Source organism: Corynebacterium sp. HMSC074C03, from assembly GCF_001838285.1.
Lineage (GTDB): Bacteria > Actinomycetota > Actinomycetes > Mycobacteriales > Mycobacteriaceae > Corynebacterium > Corynebacterium amycolatum.
The window spans coordinates 42,303-62,587 of record NZ_KV836189.1 but is presented as its reverse complement, the minus strand read 5'-3'; the positions used below and the strand labels follow the sequence as shown (position 1 = coordinate 62,587).

18 protein-coding genes are annotated in these 20,285 nt (G+C 58.5%); 16 read left to right on the top strand and 2 right to left on the bottom strand.

Going from position 1 to position 20,285, the window contains the following annotated elements; translation table 11 throughout:
* Positions 1 to 9: 9 nt before the first annotated feature.
* The 3 genes from HMPREF2847_RS00440 (at position 10) to HMPREF2847_RS00430 (ending at position 2,821) form a co-directional block, all read left to right on the top strand.
* Entirely contained in the window at positions 10 to 933 is a 924-nt protein-coding gene (locus HMPREF2847_RS00440) for a glycosyltransferase family 2 protein (RefSeq protein ID WP_070851146.1), read from the top strand.
* 41 nt (positions 934 to 974) lie between these two features.
* The gene (locus HMPREF2847_RS00435; RefSeq protein WP_083327279.1) at positions 975 to 2,132 is read left to right on the top strand and encodes a mannose-1-phosphate guanylyltransferase; all 1,158 of its coding nucleotides are present in this window, start codon (positions 975 to 977) and stop codon (positions 2,130 to 2,132) included.
* A gap of 320 nt (positions 2,133 to 2,452) precedes the next feature.
* On the top strand, positions 2,453 to 2,821 hold the full coding sequence (locus HMPREF2847_RS00430) for a WhiB family transcriptional regulator (protein ID WP_005510060.1): 369 nt from the start codon (positions 2,453 to 2,455) through the stop codon (positions 2,819 to 2,821).
* 123 nt (positions 2,822 to 2,944) lie between these two features.
* On the opposite strand, the gene HMPREF2847_RS00425 is transcribed toward HMPREF2847_RS00430, so the two are convergent.
* Entirely contained in the window at positions 2,945 to 3,427 is a 483-nt protein-coding gene (locus tag HMPREF2847_RS00425) for a metallopeptidase family protein (RefSeq protein ID WP_070851144.1), read from the bottom strand.
* Positions 3,428 to 3,600: 173 nt separating this feature from the next.
* On the opposite strand from HMPREF2847_RS00425, the gene HMPREF2847_RS00420 reads away from it, so the two are divergent.
* From HMPREF2847_RS00420 to manA, 4 genes are all read left to right on the top strand, one after another.
* Positions 3,601 to 4,008: a DUF3499 domain-containing protein gene (locus tag HMPREF2847_RS00420; protein WP_005509890.1), complete on the top strand. Its 408-nt coding sequence runs from the start codon at positions 3,601 to 3,603 to the stop codon at positions 4,006 to 4,008.
* A gap of 116 nt (positions 4,009 to 4,124) precedes the next feature.
* Entirely contained in the window at positions 4,125 to 5,504 is a 1,380-nt protein-coding gene (locus HMPREF2847_RS00415) for a phosphomannomutase/phosphoglucomutase (RefSeq protein ID WP_083327278.1), read from the top strand.
* A gap of 38 nt (positions 5,505 to 5,542) precedes the next feature.
* Positions 5,543 to 6,559, top strand: coding sequence for a hypothetical protein (locus tag HMPREF2847_RS00410; RefSeq protein WP_070851143.1), 1,017 nt, complete (start codon positions 5,543 to 5,545; stop codon positions 6,557 to 6,559).
* An 86-nt stretch (positions 6,560 to 6,645) separates the two neighbouring features.
* Positions 6,646 to 7,848 (top strand): mannose-6-phosphate isomerase, class I, encoded by a 1,203-nt coding sequence (gene manA / locus HMPREF2847_RS00405; protein ID WP_049172794.1) that lies wholly within the window; start codon positions 6,646 to 6,648, stop codon positions 7,846 to 7,848.
* Here the strand turns inward: manA and HMPREF2847_RS00400 are convergent.
* On the bottom strand, positions 7,845 to 8,603 hold the full coding sequence (locus HMPREF2847_RS00400; RefSeq protein ID WP_070851142.1) for a hypothetical protein: 759 nt from the start codon (positions 8,601 to 8,603) through the stop codon (positions 7,845 to 7,847). The two genes, manA and HMPREF2847_RS00400, sit on opposite strands and share 4 nt — an antisense overlap.
* 350 nt (positions 8,604 to 8,953) lie before the next feature.
* On the opposite strand from HMPREF2847_RS00400, the gene HMPREF2847_RS00395 reads away from it, so the two are divergent.
* From HMPREF2847_RS00395 to secA, 9 genes are all read left to right on the top strand, one after another.
* Positions 8,954 to 9,328: a DUF4259 domain-containing protein gene (locus HMPREF2847_RS00395; RefSeq protein ID WP_070851140.1), complete on the top strand. Its 375-nt coding sequence runs from the start codon at positions 8,954 to 8,956 to the stop codon at positions 9,326 to 9,328.
* Between the two features lie 67 nt (positions 9,329 to 9,395).
* Positions 9,396 to 10,850 (top strand): adenosylhomocysteinase, encoded by a 1,455-nt coding sequence (gene ahcY / locus HMPREF2847_RS00390; protein ID WP_070851139.1) that lies wholly within the window; start codon positions 9,396 to 9,398, stop codon positions 10,848 to 10,850.
* A 45-nt stretch (positions 10,851 to 10,895) separates the two neighbouring features.
* Positions 10,896 to 11,525: a dTMP kinase gene (locus HMPREF2847_RS00385; protein ID WP_070851138.1), complete on the top strand. Its 630-nt coding sequence runs from the start codon at positions 10,896 to 10,898 to the stop codon at positions 11,523 to 11,525.
* Positions 11,526 to 11,579: 54 nt separating this feature from the next.
* A complete protein-coding gene (gene mtrA / locus HMPREF2847_RS00380) occupies positions 11,580 to 12,254 on the top strand; it encodes an MtrAB system response regulator MtrA (RefSeq protein WP_048731669.1) in 675 nt (224 codons plus the stop codon).
* A gap of 78 nt (positions 12,255 to 12,332) precedes the next feature.
* The gene (gene mtrB / locus HMPREF2847_RS00375; RefSeq protein WP_187401085.1) at positions 12,333 to 14,006 is read left to right on the top strand and encodes an MtrAB system histidine kinase MtrB; all 1,674 of its coding nucleotides are present in this window, start codon (positions 12,333 to 12,335) and stop codon (positions 14,004 to 14,006) included.
* Positions 14,007 to 15,848 carry an LpqB family beta-propeller domain-containing protein gene (locus tag HMPREF2847_RS00370; protein ID WP_070851134.1) on the top strand — a complete coding sequence of 614 codons (1,842 nt, stop codon included), beginning with the start codon at positions 14,007 to 14,009 and terminating at the stop codon, positions 15,846 to 15,848.
* A 493-nt stretch (positions 15,849 to 16,341) separates the two neighbouring features.
* Positions 16,342 to 16,599, top strand: a complete 258-nt coding sequence (locus HMPREF2847_RS11160; protein WP_141737802.1) for a hypothetical protein — start codon at positions 16,342 to 16,344, stop codon at positions 16,597 to 16,599.
* 161 nt (positions 16,600 to 16,760) lie between these two features.
* Positions 16,761 to 17,420: a ribosome hibernation-promoting factor, HPF/YfiA family gene (hpf, locus tag HMPREF2847_RS00360; protein WP_070851132.1), complete on the top strand. Its 660-nt coding sequence runs from the start codon at positions 16,761 to 16,763 to the stop codon at positions 17,418 to 17,420.
* 161 nt (positions 17,421 to 17,581) lie between these two features.
* Positions 17,582 to 20,284, top strand: a complete 2,703-nt coding sequence (gene secA, locus HMPREF2847_RS00355; RefSeq protein WP_070851131.1) for a preprotein translocase subunit SecA — start codon at positions 17,582 to 17,584, stop codon at positions 20,282 to 20,284.
* Position 20,285 lies beyond the last annotated feature (1 nt).

Below are 20,285 nucleotides of genomic sequence, written 5' to 3'. Positions count from 1 at the left end.
TCTAGATTTGTGAACGTAACCTCGAATTCTCCGCAACCCTCGCAGCTTCCGCTCGGTGTGGTCACCGTGACCTTTTCGCCCGGCGAGCACCTGAGCAAGCTGGTGGATTCGCTGGGCCCCGCCGCCAGCGCCTCCACGCGTCTAATCATGGCCGATAACGGCTCGACGGACGGTTCTGTGGAAAAGGAAGAAGCTCGGGCCAAGGAGACCGGAGCAGAAGTTCAGCTTCTGCGCACCGGTGGCAACATTGGCTATGGTGCGGCCGCAAACCGTGGCATTGCGGAGCTGGGGCGGGCTCGCCGTGCTGGTGAAATTAATCCGGACTACGTCATGCTGGTCAACCCTGACGTGGTCTTTGCACCTGGCGCAATCGATGCCCTGTTGGAATGCGCGCAGCGCAATCCCAGAGCCGGAGCGGTTGGTCCGCTGATTCGCGAGGCGGATGGCACCGTGTACCCGTCGGCACGCGCGGTTCCTAAATTGGTCAGTGGTATCGGGCATGCGCTGCTAGCTGATATTTGGCCGACTAATCCGTTCTCGCGTCGCTACCGGGACGACGCAGATATGGATCGTGAGCGTCCGGCGGGATGGTTGTCGGGGGCATGTCTGCTGCTGCGGTGGGATGCGTTCGACCAAATCGATGGCTTTGATACCCGCTACTTCATGTATATGGAGGACGTGGACTTGGGCGACCGTCTGGGCAAGGCGGGGTGGAGCAATATCTTCTGTCCCCGCGCAGAGATCCGTCACGCGCAGGGCCATTCGGCCAGTAAGCACCCAGAAATCACCGTAAAGGCGCATCACGAGTCGGCATATCGCTTCATGTCAGATCGCCTGCCGGGGCCGACACTGGCCCCTGTACGGTTGGCGCTGCGTTTAGGGCTATTCCTGCGTGGCAAAGCCATAATCGCTGTCAAGAAGCGTAGGAATTAATTAACTGTTGGAATAATCCATCGAAGAAAGTTACCGATTTCATGACTACCGAAGTTCGTCCGAGTGCTGGGCATGGCTCCACTTTCCAGCCGGGAACGGATGCTGCACAGCAGGCGGGAGCCAAGTTGGCTGAACAGACTGACGCTGTCATTCTGGTCGGCGGACAAGGTACGCGTCTGCGTCCACTCACTGTGAATACGCCGAAGCCGATGCTGCCCACAGCAGGACATCCGTTCCTGGAGCATTTGCTGGGTCGCATTCGTGCTGCCGGCATGAAGCATGTGGTGTTGGGCACATCCTACCGAGCTGAAGTATTTGAAGAGCACTTCGGCGACGGCTCGGATTTGGGTCTAGAGATTGAATATGTTTTTGAGTCTGAGCCACTTGGTACCGGTGGTGGTATCCGTAACGTCTTGGACAAACTGCGCTATGACACCGCGATGATTTTCAATGGCGATGTCCTCGGCGGTACCGACTTGTGCGCGGTGCTGGGGACTCATGCGGAAAAAGATGCCGACGTCACGATGCACCTCGTGCGGGTGCCGGATCCGCGCGCGTTCGGGTGTGTGCCAACCGATGAGGACGGCCGTGTCCTGGAGTTCCTGGAGAAGACCCAGGATCCGCCGACCGATCAGATTAACGCCGGCATCTACGTGTTCCGTCGCGAGATCATCGAGTCCATCCCGGCTGGTCGCCCTATCAGTGTTGAGCGTGAGATCTTCCCAGCGCTGCTCGACCGCGGTATGAACGTCTACGGTCACGTTGATTATGCCTACTGGCGCGACATGGGTACTCCGGGTGACTTCGTCCGCGGTTCCTCCGACCTGGTCCGTGGTATCGCTCCATCTCCACTTCTGGAGGGTCAGCACGGTGAGGCGCTTGTCGACGAATCCGCGTCGATTGGTGGCGGTGCTCTCCTCTACGGTGGCTCTGTTGTTGGCCGTGGCGCGGAGATTGGTGCGGGTGCCCGGATTGATCAGTCAGTGATTTTCGACGGCGCACGCATTGGCGCCGGTGCTGTTATCGAGCGCTCTGTGATTGCCGATGGTGCCGATATCGGTCCGAGGACAGTCATTAGTGATGCAATTATCGGCGAAGGTGCTGTCATTGGCGCCCGCTGTGAATTGGTCAACGGCATGCGCGTGTGGCCGGGCGTCCAGATTCCCGATCACGGAGTACGTTTTTCGACGGATGTCTAGTCTGCAGCCTTCGGCGTGTCAGACTTTTGTCGGCAATATCTGATTAGAATTGCCGAAGTGTCGCCAAAGTTGCTGGTGAGAGGCATGTGGCGAATGTGGTTGAGTTCAGGTGACAGGTTTAGGGTTCAGGCGCCATCCTTCAACCTGAACTTAATCCCCAACGCGGGGGGAGGGGCTTCAGGGGCAATGAAAAGTATTGGGGCAAATTCTCTACTCGGCTTGACCGATGGTGGGTTACACGTGTGTAATCACAAATGTGTGTTTCACACACTAAGCCCAATTTAAAGACCCGCAGCAACAACCATCAGGAGGCCCTCGGCATGGAAAAGTCCAGCATGTTTGATGGCGGCTCTGCTGTGGATAGTGAGACGAATGCGGGTGACATCGCTGTGAACGATAGCTCCTCTGAAAACCAGCCTCGGCCGTTGACAGAGTGGGCAGATGACCTTTCGGGGTTGTTTGAAGCCGTCGATCAGGACTGGCAGGAGCAGGCTCTGTGTGCCCAGACTGATCCAGAAGCTTTCTTCCCTGAGAAGGGTGGATCCACTCGCGAAGCAAAGCGTATTTGTCGTGCTTGTGGTGTGCGAGATGAATGCCTGGAGTTTGCTCTCGAGCATGATGAGCGCTTCGGTATTTGGGGTGGCCTCTCTGAGCGTGAGCGTCGCCGTTTGAAGCGGCAGATTGGCTAGAACCGCGCGGCTAGTTTTCGTGTGCGCGCAATGCCACAGTCTCCCTTGGGGTAAACCCCTGGGGGATTTTTCGGTGAACGAGTTTTTCCCCGCTCTCTAGGGAGCTCCTTAGAAGAGAGCTTTCTACAGGAAGTTCTCGTCGAAACTAGGGTCCACCTCAACCGGATCAATGCCCAGATATACCGCCACCAGGCGGGTCAGTACATATTGCAGCATCTGGTCCAGTTCCACTCGACCCGACACACGGCGCTCAATGGGGCGGCGGAACACTACTACGCAGGGGCGGGTGGGGTTGCCTACGCGGTCAATGCCAGCAGGGATAAGCCGTCCCAGTGGGACAGGTCCGTCAGCGACAACCTCTTCCGGGAAGTACATGTCCGGGCGCAACTGCATGCGAGGAATCGTATCGATGGCGATGTCCAGGTGCGACAGTTGTCGGGACCAGCGCTGATCCAATGGGGCATAGGCGTCAATAACCGCCTGGTCAAAAGCTTCTGAACGGCTCTTCCAACGAGGTACTTCCGGCGGCAACAGAGGTCCCCGAGGTCCGCGACCGCGTCGCAGTGAGCGTCGCAACGAGCGCGGAGTATAAGCCGATGAATTCATATTTGTTGAGCATAATCGGTCGGCCTGTCAACGTGGGTGAGGTCAACTTTCGGCCATGTCGCGGGTTTGCTGGGTAAGGCTGGGGTGCCCCGGGGGAGCGTCGGAAAGCGAAAAACGCCCGGAGTGGGAGAAAAACTATCGAAACTTAAAGTTAGGGTCTAGACTTTGATGCCGTGAGTGTTTTTAGACGTTGTTGCCGGCCCGGCTGTGGCAAACCTGCCGTAGCTACGTTGACGTATGCCTACGCGGAGTCGACGGCTGTGGTGGGTCCGCTCGCCGCCGCGTCCGAACCGCATAGCTGGGATCTCTGTGAGAAGCACGCGCGTTCCATCACCGCACCGCTGGGTTGGGAGCTCGTGCGTTACGACGTGCCGACGCCCGCCCAGGACGATGATGATTTGACCGCATTGGCGGAAGCTGTCCGTGAAGCTGGCCGCAACGCGACTGGCCTGGTGCTGCGGGATGAGGTCGACAACCGTCCTCAGACCTACAAGATTGATTCCAGCCGTCACCCGTCGACGCGGAAATCCGCGCGCGGTCACCTGCATGTAGTTCGCGATCCGGAGGATTCGGACGACTAACGGGGCGGGCGCCGTGCCCCAGCTCATGCCATCTTGCCGCGGCATTTCTTTGTGAGAGCCTCTCTGCGGCTAGTATCATTTTTCACAACACTGATACTTACCCAGAGAGGTTTTTCGTGGGCACTTACAATCGTCCCGATTTGGATGCCGTCATCAAGGCCTATGACGTGCGCGGTGTTGTCGGTGAGGGCATCGACGCGGACCTTGTCGGAGCCATCGGCGCCGCCTTTGGGCACATCATGCGTTCAGAGGGCGCAACGCGTGCCGTAGTTGGCCACGATATGCGTGAGTCCTCGCCGGAGTTGGCGGCTAGTTTCGCCGATGGCGCGGCAGCGCAGGGGCTCAATGTCACCCTGCTCGGCCTGACCTCTACGGACGAGCTGTATTTCGCCTCCGGAGTAAGGGAATGCCCGGGCGCGATGTTCACTGCCAGCCACAACCCAGCTGAATACAACGGCATCAAGATGTGCCGTTCGCTGGCCCGCCCAATCGGGCAGGAGACAGGGCTTGCTCAGATTAAGGACCTGCTTGTCGACGGAATTCCGGAGTACACCGGCACTCCGGGCGAAATTGATCGTGAAGATGTTCTGCAGGATTACGCGGCGTTCCTCCATGGGCTGGTCGACATTCGCTCCGGCCGTCGCCTGAAGGTTGCAGTCGATGCCGGTAACGGTATGGGGGGACTGACAGTTCCGGCAGTGCTCGGAGAAGACATGGATGTTGCTGATCTCTACTTTGAGCTCGACGGCAACTTCCCGAATCACGAGGCCAATCCATTGGAGCCCGCCAACCTCGTTGACCTACAGAAGTTTACGGTGGAGCAGGGCGCAGACATCGGTATTGCCTTCGATGGCGACGCTGACCGCTGCTTCGTCGTCGACGAGAAGGGCAACCCGGTCAGCCCATCGGCCATCTGTGCGTTGGTGACCACCCGCTACCTGGAGCAGAACCCGGGTGCGGCTATCATCCATAACCTGATCACATCGCACGTCGTGCCGGAGATGATTGTGGAAAACGGCGGAACCCCGGTTCGTACCCGTGTTGGGCACTCCTTTATTAAGGCGCAAATGGCCGAGCACAGTGCTGTTTTTGGTGGCGAGCATTCAGCGCACTACTACTTCAAGGAATTCTTCAACGCAGACTCCGGCATGCTGGCTGCCATGCATGTCCTGGCCGCACTGGCCGAGCAGGATAAGCCGCTGAGTGAATTCATGGCCGAGTACAACCGCTACGAGGCCTCCGGTGAGATTAACTCCCGCCTGGGTAGTGCCGAGGAGCAGCAGGCCAAGCAGAAGGAAATCGAGGCCGCGTTTGCCGATCGCACGGAGTCCTCGGACTGGATGGATGGCCTGACCATTGAGCTGGCGGACTCCAAGGCGTGGTTCAACGTCCGGGCCTCCAATACGGAGCCGCTGCTGCGTCTGAACGTCGAGGCTCCGACGCGTGCTGAGGTCGACGCTCTTGTCGACGAAGTTCTCGGCATCATCCGCGGTTAATCAACCCCACGCGCCCGTTTTCAGGCATGCTTGGGAGTATGACCTCGTCATTCGACTCCTCCCATAACCCGCGCCAAGAGGCCCTGTTCTACCGTATGGCCACTGCCGGTGCAGGTCTCAGAGCTGCTGCCTCCGCGACTCGCGGGGGAGCGTTTGCTCAACTTCCACTGCCACGCAGTGCGGTCATCCTCGTGGGAAATCGTCGGGCGCAGCGCGCCGCCGAATCCGTGCGCGCGCTTGCCGACGACATCCGCTGCCCGGTGGTAATTGCGCATCAGTTGCCCAGTTATGTCGGTGCCCTCGACTTGGTCATAGTCTGTGACGACAACCCCGGCAGCCCACTGGGGGCAGCTCTGGCTGAAGCTGATAGGCGAGGTGCTGCCACGGTCGTGGTGGATCCCGGTGAAGGGCCACTGCGTGCCGCCGGTAGCCCCGATACGGTTGTGGTTCCGCGCCCGGCGATGGCGGAGTCCGCGTCCTTTACCGCCTATGTCGGTGCCATCTCCAGCGCGCTCACCGAATGTGGTGCCACCGCCCTGGCTCCGGCCGGGGTAGTGGAGGAAGTCGCTGATGCGGTGGACGCCGATATTGCTGCCTGTGCTCCGCAGCGAGATGAAACAGTTAACCCCGCGCGGCAGGTAGCGCAGTGGGTGGCAGGCCGCAGAATGCTTGCAGTGTCGACGACCTCGGCGCTGGCACCGGTAGCGGAACTGGCATCGTTACAGATGCTTGAGGCAGGCGTGGTCTCGGCAGCGTCGTCGATAAGCGAATTGTCTCTTAGCGTGGGCGCGTTGCTCGCTGCAGAACCCCAGGAAAACCGCGATATTTTCTATGACCCGTTTATTGATGGTGGGGATGAAGGGGCGACAGTGCTACCGTTGGGGGCGATTGTTTTAGCTGCGCCGAACAATGTGGGCCACTACCGGGACCACTACGGCGAGGTTGGATGGGCTCGTGTGGAGTGCCCTGCGCTCGATGCGGAGACTCATCATCCATTGGTTGAAGTATGTGTTGCTGCAGCCAGAGTTGGTGCGATTGCGGCGTTTTCTGCGTAATCGCCGGGTGTCACCGAAGGCTTTTGGGCCTTCGGTGAGATTGGCGTGCTCGCGCCAGAAGTGACTATTAGAGGAGTGATACGGGCATGGAGCTGCTAGACCCCGTGCTGCAGTCGTACCCCTGGGGGTCTCGTACACATTTGGCGAGAATCACCGGTGCGGACGCTCCCACATCGAAGCCCTGGGCGGAACTGTGGTTTGGTGCGCATGCACTGGCATCGGCCACGGTCGCCGGCACGCCGCTGGATGAGCTCATTGCGCAGGATCCGGCAGCTGCGCTCGGATATGCAATTGACACCGACAACGGCAGGCTGCCGTTCCTGTTGAAGCTGCTCGCAGCTGATGAACCGCTATCGCTGCAGGCACACCCCACCTTGGCAGAAGCTCAGGAGGGATTTGCACGCGAAAATGCGGAGGGCATTCCGGCCACTGCACATTTCCGCAATTACCGGGACAACAACCACAAGCCGGAACTTATTGTCGCCCTGACTACCTTCGACGCGTTGGCCGGATTCCGCCCGGTGGAGCGCACGAAGGAGTTGCTCGCGACGCTGGCGGTACCGGAGCTCGACCACTACATGGGACTGCTCGATGCCGCCGATGACGAGAGTGCTCTGCGGGCATTGTTTACAACGTGGTTGACGTTGCCCCAGGATGTCCTCGATGAGCTGGTCGAGGCCGTGGCTGCCAAGTGCGCGGATTACAGTGGCGATGACGAGGAGTTCTCGCGAGTAGCCGAGACCACTTGCGAACTGGCTCGAAAGTATCCGGGGGACCCGGGAGTCCTGGGGTCGATGCTGCTTAATCGCCTTCGCTTACAGCCGGGCGAAGCCATCTACCTTGGTGCTGGACAGCTGCATGCTTACCTCAATGGCATGGGCGTGGAAATCATGGCCAACTCCGACAACGTGCTGCGCGGAGGGCTGACCTCTAAGCACGTCGATGTCGTGGAGCTACTGCGCGTGCTCTCTTTCCGACCGCTGCCAGATCCGGTGCTGCAGTCGCGGCTGACCGATGATGGCTGGAATGACTATGACGCGCCGGTGCGCGAGTTTCGCCTTCGTTCGCGGGATCTGGAGCCGGGCGAACATGTTCTGCTCGACGAAGAATCCGCCACGGTTGTGTTGTCTACAGCGGGCACGGTGGCGTTGCGTCACGACGACTCCGTGGTTGAGGTTCCCAGCGGCCATGCGGCCTGGGTTCCGGCTGTCGACGCAGTCGATATTGAGCTGACTGCGCGCCAAGACGGGGCAACCGTCTTTGTCGCGACCGTCCCGCGGGTGGGTTAGTCCTCGTCGTTATCGAAGAGATTTCCCAGGAATCCGGAGTCCTTCGGCTTTTCCGGGATTGGGGAAATCTTGCTATTGCTAGCCCCATTGCCGCCAGTGGTGTCCTTCTCCGTCGAAGGGGTCTGGTCCTTCGGAGGTGTCGGCTCCTTCGGGGATGTCGGCTCCTTCGAAGGAGTCTTCTGAGGAGTCTCGGACGGAGTTGTGGTTTGCGTACCCGACTGGGACTGCGCCTGCGATGAAGGCGGATTCGGCTCAGCTGCTGCACCACCATCGCCTTCCGGAAGACTGTCGTTCGGCTTTTCCGAGTTATCTTCCGGTAGCAGTGGCACCGGCTTGCTGGGCGTCGGCGAAGATATGTCGTCAGAGGTGGGCTCTGTGGTCTCCGTGGTCGTCGGAGGTGTCGATGTCGTCGACGTCGGAGTTGTCGCACTTGAGCTTGTGGAAGTCGGGGGGATGTACGCCTGCGGTGGAAGGTACGGATCCTCAACGATCTCGGTGCTCGATGACGTGGTCGGACGAGATACTAGACTGTCGTTCGTCTCAGTCAGCGAGGAATCTGAATTCGGTTCAGTGGTCTGCTGCAGCTCGGCATCACTAGGAACTGGAGGCAGTGGAGCAGAGGTCTCCATTTTCGACTGAGAGCCGGCGTTTTCCGGATTCGCCCCCTTGGCGGCACTGCTATCGGAGCAGCCTACGAGCGTAGCGCTCAGGGGAAGGGCTGCGAGCAGAAGAGCTCCAAAAGCCTTCTTCACCATGGTAGGTACTCCTTTCGTGTCATGCGTGAGGTCGCCCTGTAACGAAAAAGATAACAGTTGCATTACGAGGTCTGGGAACTAACTTAACATGCCCGTTATCTTCTCTCTAGGGTGAAAATTGTGTTGAAGGGATTAAATATGTCTCTCGAACTGTAAAAGTGACGAAAAGTCGGGTAGAACTTCGGTAAGGCCACATGCGGTTTTCCGGCTAGCGGTACGTGCAGGCGACAGCTTTTAGGTCGGCGGCCAGATTACCGTGGGCTCGTCGAAAAGCGCTCTTTGGAAAGCGCTCGTCGATAGACGAAAACTGGCTATTGGTTCGAAGCGCGAAAGGAGCGTGGCCACCTATCATGTCCATCTGGGATACTGAGATTTTTGGTAGCGATTCGGTCATTGAACTCTTCGATGAGGTTCAGGATCTCGACTCACAGGATCGTGTTGGTGCATTGATTGATGCTGGCCGCATTGGGGTGGATTCCGAAAATAGCGATGAGAAAGCATGCGCACTCGCGGCGGCTGTGATCATTGCAATTTGGAATGGTGCGCCATTTAGCAGCGGTGACACTGTGGAGGACTACAGCTTCATCCGGGAGGGAATCTCCGAGGCGCACGGCAGCGAGGAAGATGCGTTGGCTATCGCATCCGAGGTGTTCGATAGTCTTCTGGGGGAACTCAGTGAGTCTGACCAGGCGGCGCTGGAAAACTGCGTCGAAGCGGTAGAGTAACTCTCGCGTCCCCAGTAGTAATTCTTTAAGAAGAATCTCACGTCAAAGAATCTAGAGAAAGCGTTACATGTCCTCGAAGAACATTGATTTCAAGGTTGCAGACCTCTCCCTGGCTGAGGCCGGTCGTCACCAGATTCGTCTGGCTGAGCACGAGATGCCAGGTCTAATGGCGCTGCGCGAAGAGTACGCGGAGCAGCAGCCACTGGCCGGTGCCCGTATTTCCGGCTCCATTCACATGACGGTTCAAACCGCAGTGCTCATCGAGACGTTGACGGCGCTGGGCGCACAGGTCCGCTGGGCCTCGTGCAACATCTTCTCCACCCAGGATGAGGCCGCTGCGGCAGTCGTCGTTGGGCGAAACGGCACTCCGGAGGACCCGCAGGGTGTTCCGGTTTTCGCTTGGAAGGGCGAGACACTGGAAGAGTACTGGTGGTGCCTCAACCGCATCTTCGACTGGGGCGATGAAGATGCCAACATGATTCTGGACGACGGCGGCGACGCCACCATGGCTGTCATTAAGGGCATGGAATTCGAGGATGCTGGCCTGGTGCCGCCTGCAGAAGAGTCGGATTCGGATGAGTTTATTGCCTTCAAGGACATGCTTCGCGCCAGCCTGGAGAAGGATGCCGGCCGTTGGCACCGAATTGCAGAGTCGGTCAAGGGTGTCACAGAGGAGACCACCACTGGTGTCCACCGCCTCTACCACTTCGCAGAGCAGGGAGTGCTGCCATTCCCGGCCATGAACGTCAACGATGCGGTCACCAAGTCCAAGTTCGATAACAAGTACGGCACCCGTCACAGCCTTCTGGACGGCATCAACCGCGGTACCGACATGCTGGTTGGGGGCAAGAACGTACTGGTCTGTGGCTACGGTGACGTGGGTAAGGGGTGCGCAGAGGCACTGGCTGGCCAGGGCGCTCGCGTTCAGGTCACCGAGGCCGATCCGATTAACGCATTGCAGGCATTGATGGACGGTTTCGACGTTGTCGCTACTGAGAGCGTCATCGCAGATGTCGACATTGTCATCACCGCCACAGGCAACAAGGACGTCATTACTTTCGAGCACATGCAGCAGATGAAGAACCACGCGCTGCTGGGCAACATCGGGCACTTCGACAACGAGATTGACATGCACAGCCTGCACCATCGCGATGATGTCCGTCGTGTGGAGATCAAGCCGCAGGTCACCGAGTACATCTTCCCGCATGCAGACGGCGAAGAGCGCTCTCTGATCGTGCTTTCCGAGGGGCGTTTGCTCAACCTGGGCAATGCCACCGGACACCCGTCCTTCGTAATGTCGACCTCCTTCGCCGACCAGACGATCGCTCAGGTTGAGCTCTACTGCAACGGCGAAAAGTACGACAACTCTGTCCACCGTCTGCCGAAGATCCTGGATGAGAAGGTCGCTCGCATTCACGTCGAGGCACTCGGCGGCGAGCTCACCCGGCTGTCCAAGGAACAGGCCGAATACATCGGCGTTGATGTCGAGGGTCCGTATAAGCCAGAGCACTACCGCTACTAGTTCTAGCCACGGCTAGGTCGTAGCCATGTGTGCGAGGAGAAAAATTTGATTATCGCAGTCGAAGGAATCGACGGTGCTGGCAAGAACACGCTTGTCACAGCTGTTACCAATCAACTCCGAAGTCAAGGGCACTCCGTTTCATCGATGACCTTTCCGGCGTACCGGCAGACGATCTTCGCTGATTTCGCCGATCAAGCTTTGCACGGTCAGCTCGGCGACACTGCGGACTCCGCTTGGGCAATGGCACTCCTGTTCGCTCTGGACCGCAAAGAACGTCGTCAAGCGATTGTTGATGCAGCGCGCGAGAACGATGTTCTGATCATCGACCGCTACGTCGGGTCCAACGCGGCCTACTCCCTGGCTCGCACGCAGGATCCGGCGATCGTCGAGTGGATTGAGAAGACCGAATTCGGAGATTTCCAGCTTCCGCTTCCCGACGTTCAGGTCTGTCTGGCCACGTCGGTGGGAGTGGCAGCCGACCGCGCACGCAATCGGGAAGCCTCTGATGTGCAGCGAACTAGGGATACCTACGAAAAGGACTCGGGTTTGCAGGAGCGCACGCTGGCGGCGTACCAGAAGTTCGCGGGGGGCTCGTGGCAGTCACCATGGTTGATGCTTACGGGGGATGATGGGGCGGACCGTCTTGTGGAATGGATCAGTGCACGGCTGCGCTAGCCACCTCAACTGGAAACTACAGAACTAGATAGCTTTACGTTTAGAATATGACGCATGAGCTCAAAAATCCTGGTTGTTGATGATGATCCGGCCATCGCCGAAATGCTCACGATGGTGATGGAGCGCGAGGGCTTCGACACAGTAGTAGTCGACGATGGCCTCGAAGCTGTCAAGGCAGCAGAGCGGGAGAATCCAGATTTGATTCTGCTGGATCTCATGTTGCCGGGCATGGGTGGTGTCGATGTCTGTCGCACTGTGCGAGAGACATCGGCGGTGCCGATCATCATGTTGACTGCGAAGACCGACACGGTCGATGTGGTCCTCGGCCTGGAATCCGGTGCGGATGACTATGTCACGAAGCCCTTTAAGCCGAAGGAGCTCGTGGCGCGTGTGCGCGCTCGGCTGCGTCGTCAAGAGGATAGCCCGAGTGAGACCCTCGAGGTCGGCGACCTGACTATCGACGTGCCCGGTCACGCCGTGTTCCGCGATGGCAAGGAGATTTCTCTGACCCCGTTGGAGTTTGACCTATTGCACACTCTTGCTTCCCGTCCGAAGCAGGTCTTTTCCCGTGATGAGTTGTTGGAAAAGGTCTGGGGATATCAGCACACCTCGGATACTCGACTCGTCAACGTTCACGTTCAGCGTCTGCGCTCGAAGATTGAACTGGATCCGGAAAACCCCCAGATTGTGCTGACCGTCCGCGGTGTCGGGTACAAGACGGGTGACTAATCAAGGTCAGTCAGCTTTAGTGGGAGCCGATTCTTGCGTCGATTAATAACGAAGCTTCGAGACTTCACCAATAGGGGAGTGACCTGGGCGGTTACGCTCTGGCGCACGTCTATCCAAGCGCGCATTCTGACCTCTGTCGTGGTACTGAGCGCGATGGTGATTGCGGTCCTCGGTTTCGCGCTGGCGACTATTGTTACCCAGCGGCTTATCGACGCAAAGGTTACCGCTGCCGACGAGGAAATTGACCGTGCTCGCGCGGTGGTGGAGCAGGCGATTGAGAACTCTTCGTCCAACGAGCTGCAAGCTCTGCTCAACGTGGGGCGCGATGCCCTTGTGAACCGTGCAGCCGGTTCCGGTGCTGCGCCACTGACAAGTTATGAACCGCTGCTCGTGGCGCCGGTGCCACGAGGCACGGTGTTGGCTTCATCGCCGATTAAGGCCGAGGTTCCAGAACGATTGCATGAAGTAGTCCGACAAGGGCAAATTGCGTATCAGGTACGCCAAGTCACTGATAACCGTGGCGATACGTACTCGGCGTTAATTATCGGTAGCCCTACTTCTACCTCGGTTGATGGGCTCGAGCTCTATCTGGTCACCTCTATGGCTGCAGAGGAATCGACTATTAAGTTGGTTCGTGGTCTGCTCGCCGGTGCGACAGTAGTCATCATGGCGCTTCTCGGCGGTATTACTTGGTTCTTCTCCAATCAGGTGACGACACCAGTGCGTTCCGCCGCCCAGATTGCCCAGCGCTTTGCCGACGGCCACTTGCGCGAACGCATGGTCGTGCAGGGTGAAGATGACATGGCGCGACTGGCCATGAGCTTTAACAAGATGGCCGAATCGCTGTCGACGCAGATTAGACAGCTGGAGGAATACGGCAGTCTGCAGCGACAGTTCACCTCCGATGTCTCGCATGAGTTGAGGACGCCTCTGACCACGGTGCGTATGGCCGCCGATCTTATTGCTGACGGCGCTGAGGACCTCGATCCGGCGACTCGCCGCGCAGCTGAGCTGATGAATGAGGAGCTTGAGCGTTTTGAGATGCTTCTCAATGACCTGCTTGAGATCTCACGCCACGATGCCGGCGTTGCTGACCTGTCCGCAGAAAAGGTCGATGTCCGTCGCTGCGTGGATGCTGCCTATCAGCAGGTAACGGTCGTGGCTAAGGAGACCGGTACACCCATCCGCTTCCACCTGCCCGATGAACCGGTAATGGCAACAGTCGACTCGCGTCGTATCGAGCGCGTGCTACGCAATCTTATGGCCAACGCTGTTGACCACAGTGAGGGCAATCCGGTGGATGTCACAGTGCGGGCGAGCGATTCCGCGGTCTCGTTTACGGTCGTTGACCACGGTGTGGGGCTAAAGCCGGAACAGCAAGAGCTGGTGTTTAACCGGTTCTGGCGCGCTGACCCCTCGCGTGTCCGACGCACCGGCGGGACCGGACTTGGCTTGGCGATCGCGCGTGAGGACGCACAATTGCATGGTGGGGAACTGGAGGCATTTGGCGTGCCGACGGTCGGTAGCTGTTTCCGCCTGACTGTGCCACTGGAGCCTGATGCGAGCTTCGGTGAGCATCCGCTCGGCCTGGAAGTTCCGCCGCTGCCCGATCAGATTCCGCATCAGCAGGAAATTGGTGCACGGGAGTTGGAATCGGATTCGATTGCACCGCAAGTCAAGAGTCAGCATCAGGGTAAGGGGCAGCCGACTAGCGATAGCGAATCCCGACAGGCACGAGAGGAGGATATTTAAATGACGGCGCAGCAACAGTCAAAGGCTCGTCGCGTCCTGCGTAAGACAGTGGCGCTTAGCTCAGTGATCATTTTGGGCACGGCCGCAGGATGTACCACCATTCCGAGAAACACCAGCCCCCAGGTGCTGCGTCCGTTTGAGCCGCCCCAAGTTCGTATTGAAGTTCCTCAGCCACGACCGAATGTCAATGCAGACATTGTCCTGCGCGACTTTTTCGCCGCGGCCGCGCATCCGGTTGATGATTTTCAAGCTATGCGTGCCTTCATGACCCCGGAACTTGCGGCCAGTTGGAAGCCGCATGATAGCGCCCGCATTCTTGACGGTGTCAACCTCATCGCTCAACGGGATGAAGGAGGTTCTCGACAGTCCTTCGTTGCCCGAGGTCGCAGCGTTGGTCAATTTGGTACTGATGGTGCTTATGAGCCCCAGTCCGGTGATTATGAGGAAACCGTGGAGATGAAGCTCGGTTCGGATGGGCAGTGGCGCATTTCCTCGCTGCCCGACGGTGTTGTCATGGAGCGTCAGGCATTCCTGGAAAACAATGTGCCTCGCAATATCTATTTCCTCGACCCGGCCGGTAATCATTTGGTCACAGATCGTCGTTGGCTCTATCGTGGCGTCACCGATGGCGCGACCAATCTGTTGACAAAGCTGAAGAACGGACCATCAGCACCACTGCGACCGGGCGTCACCACAGTGCTCAAGCCCAATGCCTCAATTGCGGTGGAAGCGGGACCTGTGTCCAACTCGGACGGTCGCAGGGTCGAAATCACCGGATTGGGTGATGTTTCCGAGGAACTGCGTGTCATGCTCGCGGCACAGATTATCTGGACTCTCGACTCGGCAGATTTCCGTGGTCCGTGGATCCTCATGGCCGACGGCGAACCACTAATTGCCAGCCACGACGAGCCGTGGACGAAGGATACCGACGCAATCCAGCTCTACGACCCGAATCATCTACCGGCTGATAACGCGCCGTTGCGGACGGTCGACCGCAGCGGTATCTACGAGATTGCTGACGGCCACGCCACACCTGTGGGACGTGGCTGGACCGCCAGCGGCAGCACTGCGGTGTTTTCCGCGGCAGTGGGCATCAACCCCAATGGCAGCGAGCTTATTGCCGCCGTGTTCCGCTCGGCTGTGGATGGTCGTACCGGTTCGTATGACCTTGGGGAGTCCACATTGATGCTCGGTGGAATACAAGATCAGCCGGTTCCTGTGCTGACTGGCGAGAGTCTCACCCGTCCGACATGGTCGCCAGATGCCGAGGCGGTCTGGACAGTGAAGGACGGCACAACCGTCGTACGCCTGGTTCGGCAGCCGACGTCATCCCGGATTCAGCAGGAGGAGGTTGATACCTCTGAGGTCAATCACCTTCTTGACGGCGGCGAAGGCACGGGCCACCCGAGCGCCGGTATTTCTGAATTCCGCGTCGATTCTTCAGGCACCCAGGTAGCGATGATTATCGCTGGTGAGGTCTATATCGCCACCATCGAAAGGCATGACGACAAACCGTGGAAGTTGACGCATCCGCGCGCACTGCCGCTCCCTGAAAACGTTTCCCCGGTGTCGCTGACGTGGTCGCCGAATCAAACGGTCACGGTGGGCGGTTACAGCGGAGACACCCCGATGTGGAGTGCCTTCCCGGACGGTGCGACCAGCTCCGTTCTGCCGAAGCTCAACCTGACACCGCCAATTCCTGTGGTTACCGCGACCTCCTCGAAGCGTTACGCATTGGATGCCACCGGTGTCATGGAGCTGATCTCCAGCGAGGGGCAGCAGCAGTTCTGGCGCCAGGTTCCGGGTGCGCATGGTCGAATGGCTCCGGTGTCTGTGGAGTAAGCGCAAATCGGGGAGGGGATCAATGGCGCAGGGGAAATCATCGCAGGATGTACTGCGCGTGCTTTACGACGTCACTCGCGATGCGATTGGCCTCGTGATACCGGAAACCTGCCCGGTGTGCGGCTGCTCCGGGACGCTGTGTCGTGATTGCAAGGACGATCTCCAGCAACCTCCAGTGCGGTTTTCACCGCGGGCTGCGTTACGCGCAGCAGCGTGGACCTGTGGTCCGTACTCCGGTGCGAGGAGACATCTCATTTTGTCGGCCAAAGAACGGGGCAGTGGTGAAGCCAGACGAATCATGGGGGCCGTGTTCGCCGCTGCGGTACGAAGACTGGCCTCAGACGGCCATATAATGCCCCCGGAAATTACCCCCGTCATTTTGATTCCCGCGCCGACAAGATCGTCATCCCGTCGACAACGGGGTGGGGACCCGGTAACAATTGCCTGCGACTTTGCCTGCAGTCAGCTCCCCTCCAGTTCGGTATTGCCCCTGGTGCGCATTGGTGGGCGCACGCGGGATTCGGCGGAGCTGGGGGCTTCTCAACGCAGACGAAACCTTTCTGGCCACATTGTGCCGCTGACGCAATTCAAGCGCGGAATTAGCGACAAGCTGCGACAACGCTGTGCACAGGCGACAGTAATTCTGGTTGATGATGTGGCCACCACTGGTGCCACTGCAGCGGAAACTGAGTTGGTGGCAGCGTCATTGGGGATTCGCATCGACATGGTGTTGGTGCTCGCCCGGGCGTAGACGCAGGGGTGTCGTCGGCAAGCGAAAAATAAACGAGGGGAACGTGGCATTGGTTACCCCCGGAACTGTATCCTGGGGGTGCAGAAAGACTCGTCACCGTAGACGCCGTGAGTAATCCCGCTCACGGAAGGGCGGTGGCCATACCGGGAGGTAGGTAGCAAGTGTCCACACCTGCTGACAACAACGAGGTACTCAGCCCGAACGCTCAGGTGACCATCACCGGGCGCAATGTTGAGGTTCCAGAGCACTTCGCAGATCGTGTTAAGGCGAAGCTGGCGAAGATTGAGCGCCTCGACCCGACTTTGACCTTCTTCCACGTGGAGCTCCAGCACGAGCCGAATCCGCGCCGTGCAGACCGCTCTGACCGTATTCAGATCACCGCTACTGGCAAGGGGCACCTGGCTCGTGCGGAAGCGAAGGAAGATAGCTTCTACGCTGCACTGGAGTCTGCTCTGGGCAAGATGGAGCGCTCCCTGCGTAAGGTGAAGGCTCGCCGCAAGATTAGCCGTTCTGGCCACCGTGCACCGATGTCCGTCGGCGAGGCAACTGCTTCGCTGGTTGCAGAGGCTGAGGCAGCGGCTCCGGAAAAGGCTGATCCGTACGAGGATCTGGTTGAGGACGTACGTCCGGGCCAGGTTGTGCGTACCAAGCAGCACTCCGCAACTCCGATGACGGTGGAAGATGCTCTGTCTGAGATGGAGCTCGTCGGTCACGACTTCTACCTCTTCGTTAACGAGGCAACCTCTCGTCCGTCCGTGGTCTACCGTCGACACGCATACGACTACGGTCTGATTGAGCTGGCAGACGAAGACGAGAAGTAAGTCTTCACCAAAAAGAGCACGCAATACCGCGCAGAGCTGTGTATTGGTAAGTAATTGCTCACATGAGCCCGTCTTCTCTTAGAAGGGAAGGCGGGTTCGTCGTATAATCAACCGTTGCACATTAAAGTTCGACGTGAATCGGCCGGAAAGGTCCCAATTTAGTGTTTTCGCTCAGCAAGTTGCTCCGCATTGGTGAAGGCCGCGCTGTCAAGAGGCTTGGCAATATTGCAGATCAGGTCATCGCCAAGGAAGACGAGTACGCAGCTCTTTCAGACGATGAACTCCGTGCCAAGACCGAGGAGTTTAAGAAGCAGCTGGCTGACGGTGCCGATGTAGACGATTTGCTGCTGGATGCTTTCGCCACGGCGCGCGAGGCATCCTGGCGCGTGCTGGGGCAGAAGCACTACCGTGTCCAGGTTATGGGCGGTGCTGCACTGCACTTCGGCAACGTTGCCGAGATGGGTACTGGTGAAGGTAAGACCCTGACCTGTGTGCTGCCCGCATACCTCAATGCGTTGGCAGGCAAGGGTGTTCATGTCGTTACGGTTAATGACTACCTGGCTAAGCGTGACGCGGAGTGGATGGGCCGAGTCCACCGCTTCCTGGGGCTTGAGACTTCCGTCATTCTCTCTGAGCTCAGCCCGGATCAGCGCCGCAAGGCCTATGCTGCTGACATCACCTACGGTACGAACAACGAATTCGGCTTTGACTACCTGCGCGATAACATGGCGCATTCGCTCGACGATTTGGTGCAGCGTGGGCACCACTTCGCCATCGTCGATGAGGTTGACTCGATTCTGATTGACGAGGCCCGTACCCCGTTAATTATTTCCGGTCCGGCAGATGGCGATCCGCACTGGTACCTGGCGTTCTCCAAGATTGTGCCGCGTATGAAGCGCGACATTCACTACGAAGTCGATGAGCGTAAGCGCACCATCGGTATTCGTGAAGAGGGTGTTGAATTCGTTGAGGATCAGCTGGGTATTGCCAACCTGTATGCTCCGGAAAACTCCTCGCTGGTCAGCTACCTGAACAATGCCCTGAAGGCCAAGGAGCTGTTCACCCGCGACAAGGATTACATTATCCGCAATGGTGAGATCCTCATTGTCGATGAGTTCACCGGTCGTGTGCTGGCAGGCCGTCGCTATAACGAGGGCATGCACCAGGCAATTGAGGCCAAGGAAGGGGTGGAGATTAAAAACGAGAACCAGACGCTGGCAACCGTTACGCTCCAGAACTACTTCCGCCTCTACGACAAGCTGTCCGGTATGACCGGTACGGCTGAGACCGAAGCGGCTGAGCTACACCAGATTTACAAGCTGAACGTCATGGCGATCCCGCCGAATCGCCCGAAGCAGCGCGAAGATCTGCCCGACCTGATTTACAAGACGCAGGAGGCAAAGTTCGCCGCTGTTGTCGAGGACATCCGCGAATGCCATGAAAAGGGCCAGCCAGTTCTCGTTGGCACGACGTCAGTCGAGAAATCCGAGTACCTTTCCAAGCTCCTGCAGCGCGAAGGTATTCCTCACTCTGTGCTGAACGCTAAGCACCACGAGAAGGAAGCCGAGATTGTCGCAGTGGCAGGTCGTCTCGGAGGCGTTACCGTGGCAACTAACATGGCCGGTCGTGGTACTGACATCGTGCTGGGCGGTAACCCGGACATCATCGCTGACCTGAATCTGCGCTCTCGTGGTCTGGACCCGGTGGAAACTCCGGAAGAGTACGAAGAGGCGTGGGACGCTGAAATTGAGCGTGTTCGTCAGCAGTCGAAGGAAGAAGCTGACAAGGTACGTGAGGCCGGTGGCCTCTACGTCCTGGGCACTGAGCGCCATGAGTCACGCCGCATTGACAACCAGTTGCGTGGTCGTACCGGTCGTCAGGGTGACCCGGGCGTCACCCGCTTCTACCTGTCCATGCGCGATGATCTCATGGTCCGCTTCAACGGTCAGCGCATGGAAGCGCTGATGAACACTCTGAATGTCCCAGATGACGTTCCTATTGACTCCAAGGTTGTCTCCAACTCCATTAAGAGCGTTCAGGCTCAGGTGGAAAGCCAGAACTTCGAAATCCGTAAGAATGTTCTGAAGTATGACGAGGTTATGAACCAGCAGCGTAAGGTCATCTACGCTGAGCGCCGTCGCATCCTCGAAGGTGAGGATTTGGAGACTCAGGTCCGTGACATGCAGGACGACGTCGTCGATGCGTATGTCAACGGTGCCACCGCTGACGGTTACGTGGAGGATTGGGACCTCGACGAGCTGTGGAATGCCCTTGAGCAGCTCTACAGCCCGACGTTTACGGCACAAGAGCTCATTGATGGCTCTGACTTCGGCACCCCGGGTGACCTCTCCGCCGATGAGCTGTCCAAGGCTCTGCACACGGACATCTCGGCCAGCTACGACCAGCTTGAGGATGCGGTCTCCGCAATTGGCGGCGACGACCAGATGCGCAACATCGAGCGCTTCACCATCCTGAACGTCATGGACCAGAAGTGGCGCGAGCACCTCTACGAGATGGACTACCTCAAGGAGGGCATTGGCTTGCGCGCCATGGCCCAGGCTGACCCGCTGGTGGAGTACCAGCGTGAGGGCTACGACATGTTCACCGCGATGATGGACGGCATCAAGGAAGAATCGGTTCGTCAGCTGTTCCTAATCCGTAAGCAGGTTATGCCCGCAGTGGAAAACACTGAGGGGCAGGAAAACCAGGCTCCGGCTCTGCCAACGGAAGCTGCTGAGAAAAATCAGCAGATGACCTACTCCGGCCCCAGCGAGGACGGCAGTGCAGAGCAGCAGCGCATGGATCAAGAGCCTGAGGGAAACCGGGCGCAGCGTCGGAAGGCGGCTCGCAAGCGCCGTCGCTAAG

Coding starts and splice junctions, on each gene's coding strand:
- HMPREF2847_RS00435 (WP_083327279.1), top strand. CDS start 975: ATGACTACCGAAGTTCGTCCGAGTGCTGGGCATGGCTCCACTTTCCAG.
- HMPREF2847_RS00430 (WP_005510060.1), top strand. CDS start 2,453: ATGGAAAAGTCCAGCATGTTTGATGGCGGCTCTGCTGTGGATAGTGAG.
- HMPREF2847_RS00425 (WP_070851144.1), bottom strand. CDS start 3,427: ATGAATTCATCGGCTTATACTCCGCGCTCGTTGCGACGCTCACTGCGA.
- HMPREF2847_RS00410 (WP_070851143.1), top strand. CDS start 5,543: ATGACCTCGTCATTCGACTCCTCCCATAACCCGCGCCAAGAGGCCCTG.
- manA (WP_049172794.1), top strand. CDS start 6,646: ATGGAGCTGCTAGACCCCGTGCTGCAGTCGTACCCCTGGGGGTCTCGT.
- HMPREF2847_RS00400 (WP_070851142.1), bottom strand. CDS start 8,603: ATGGTGAAGAAGGCTTTTGGAGCTCTTCTGCTCGCAGCCCTTCCCCTG.
- HMPREF2847_RS00395 (WP_070851140.1), top strand. CDS start 8,954: ATGTCCATCTGGGATACTGAGATTTTTGGTAGCGATTCGGTCATTGAA.
- ahcY (WP_070851139.1), top strand. CDS start 9,396: ATGTCCTCGAAGAACATTGATTTCAAGGTTGCAGACCTCTCCCTGGCT.
- mtrA (WP_048731669.1), top strand. CDS start 11,580: ATGAGCTCAAAAATCCTGGTTGTTGATGATGATCCGGCCATCGCCGAA.
- HMPREF2847_RS00370 (WP_070851134.1), top strand. CDS start 14,007: ATGACGGCGCAGCAACAGTCAAAGGCTCGTCGCGTCCTGCGTAAGACA.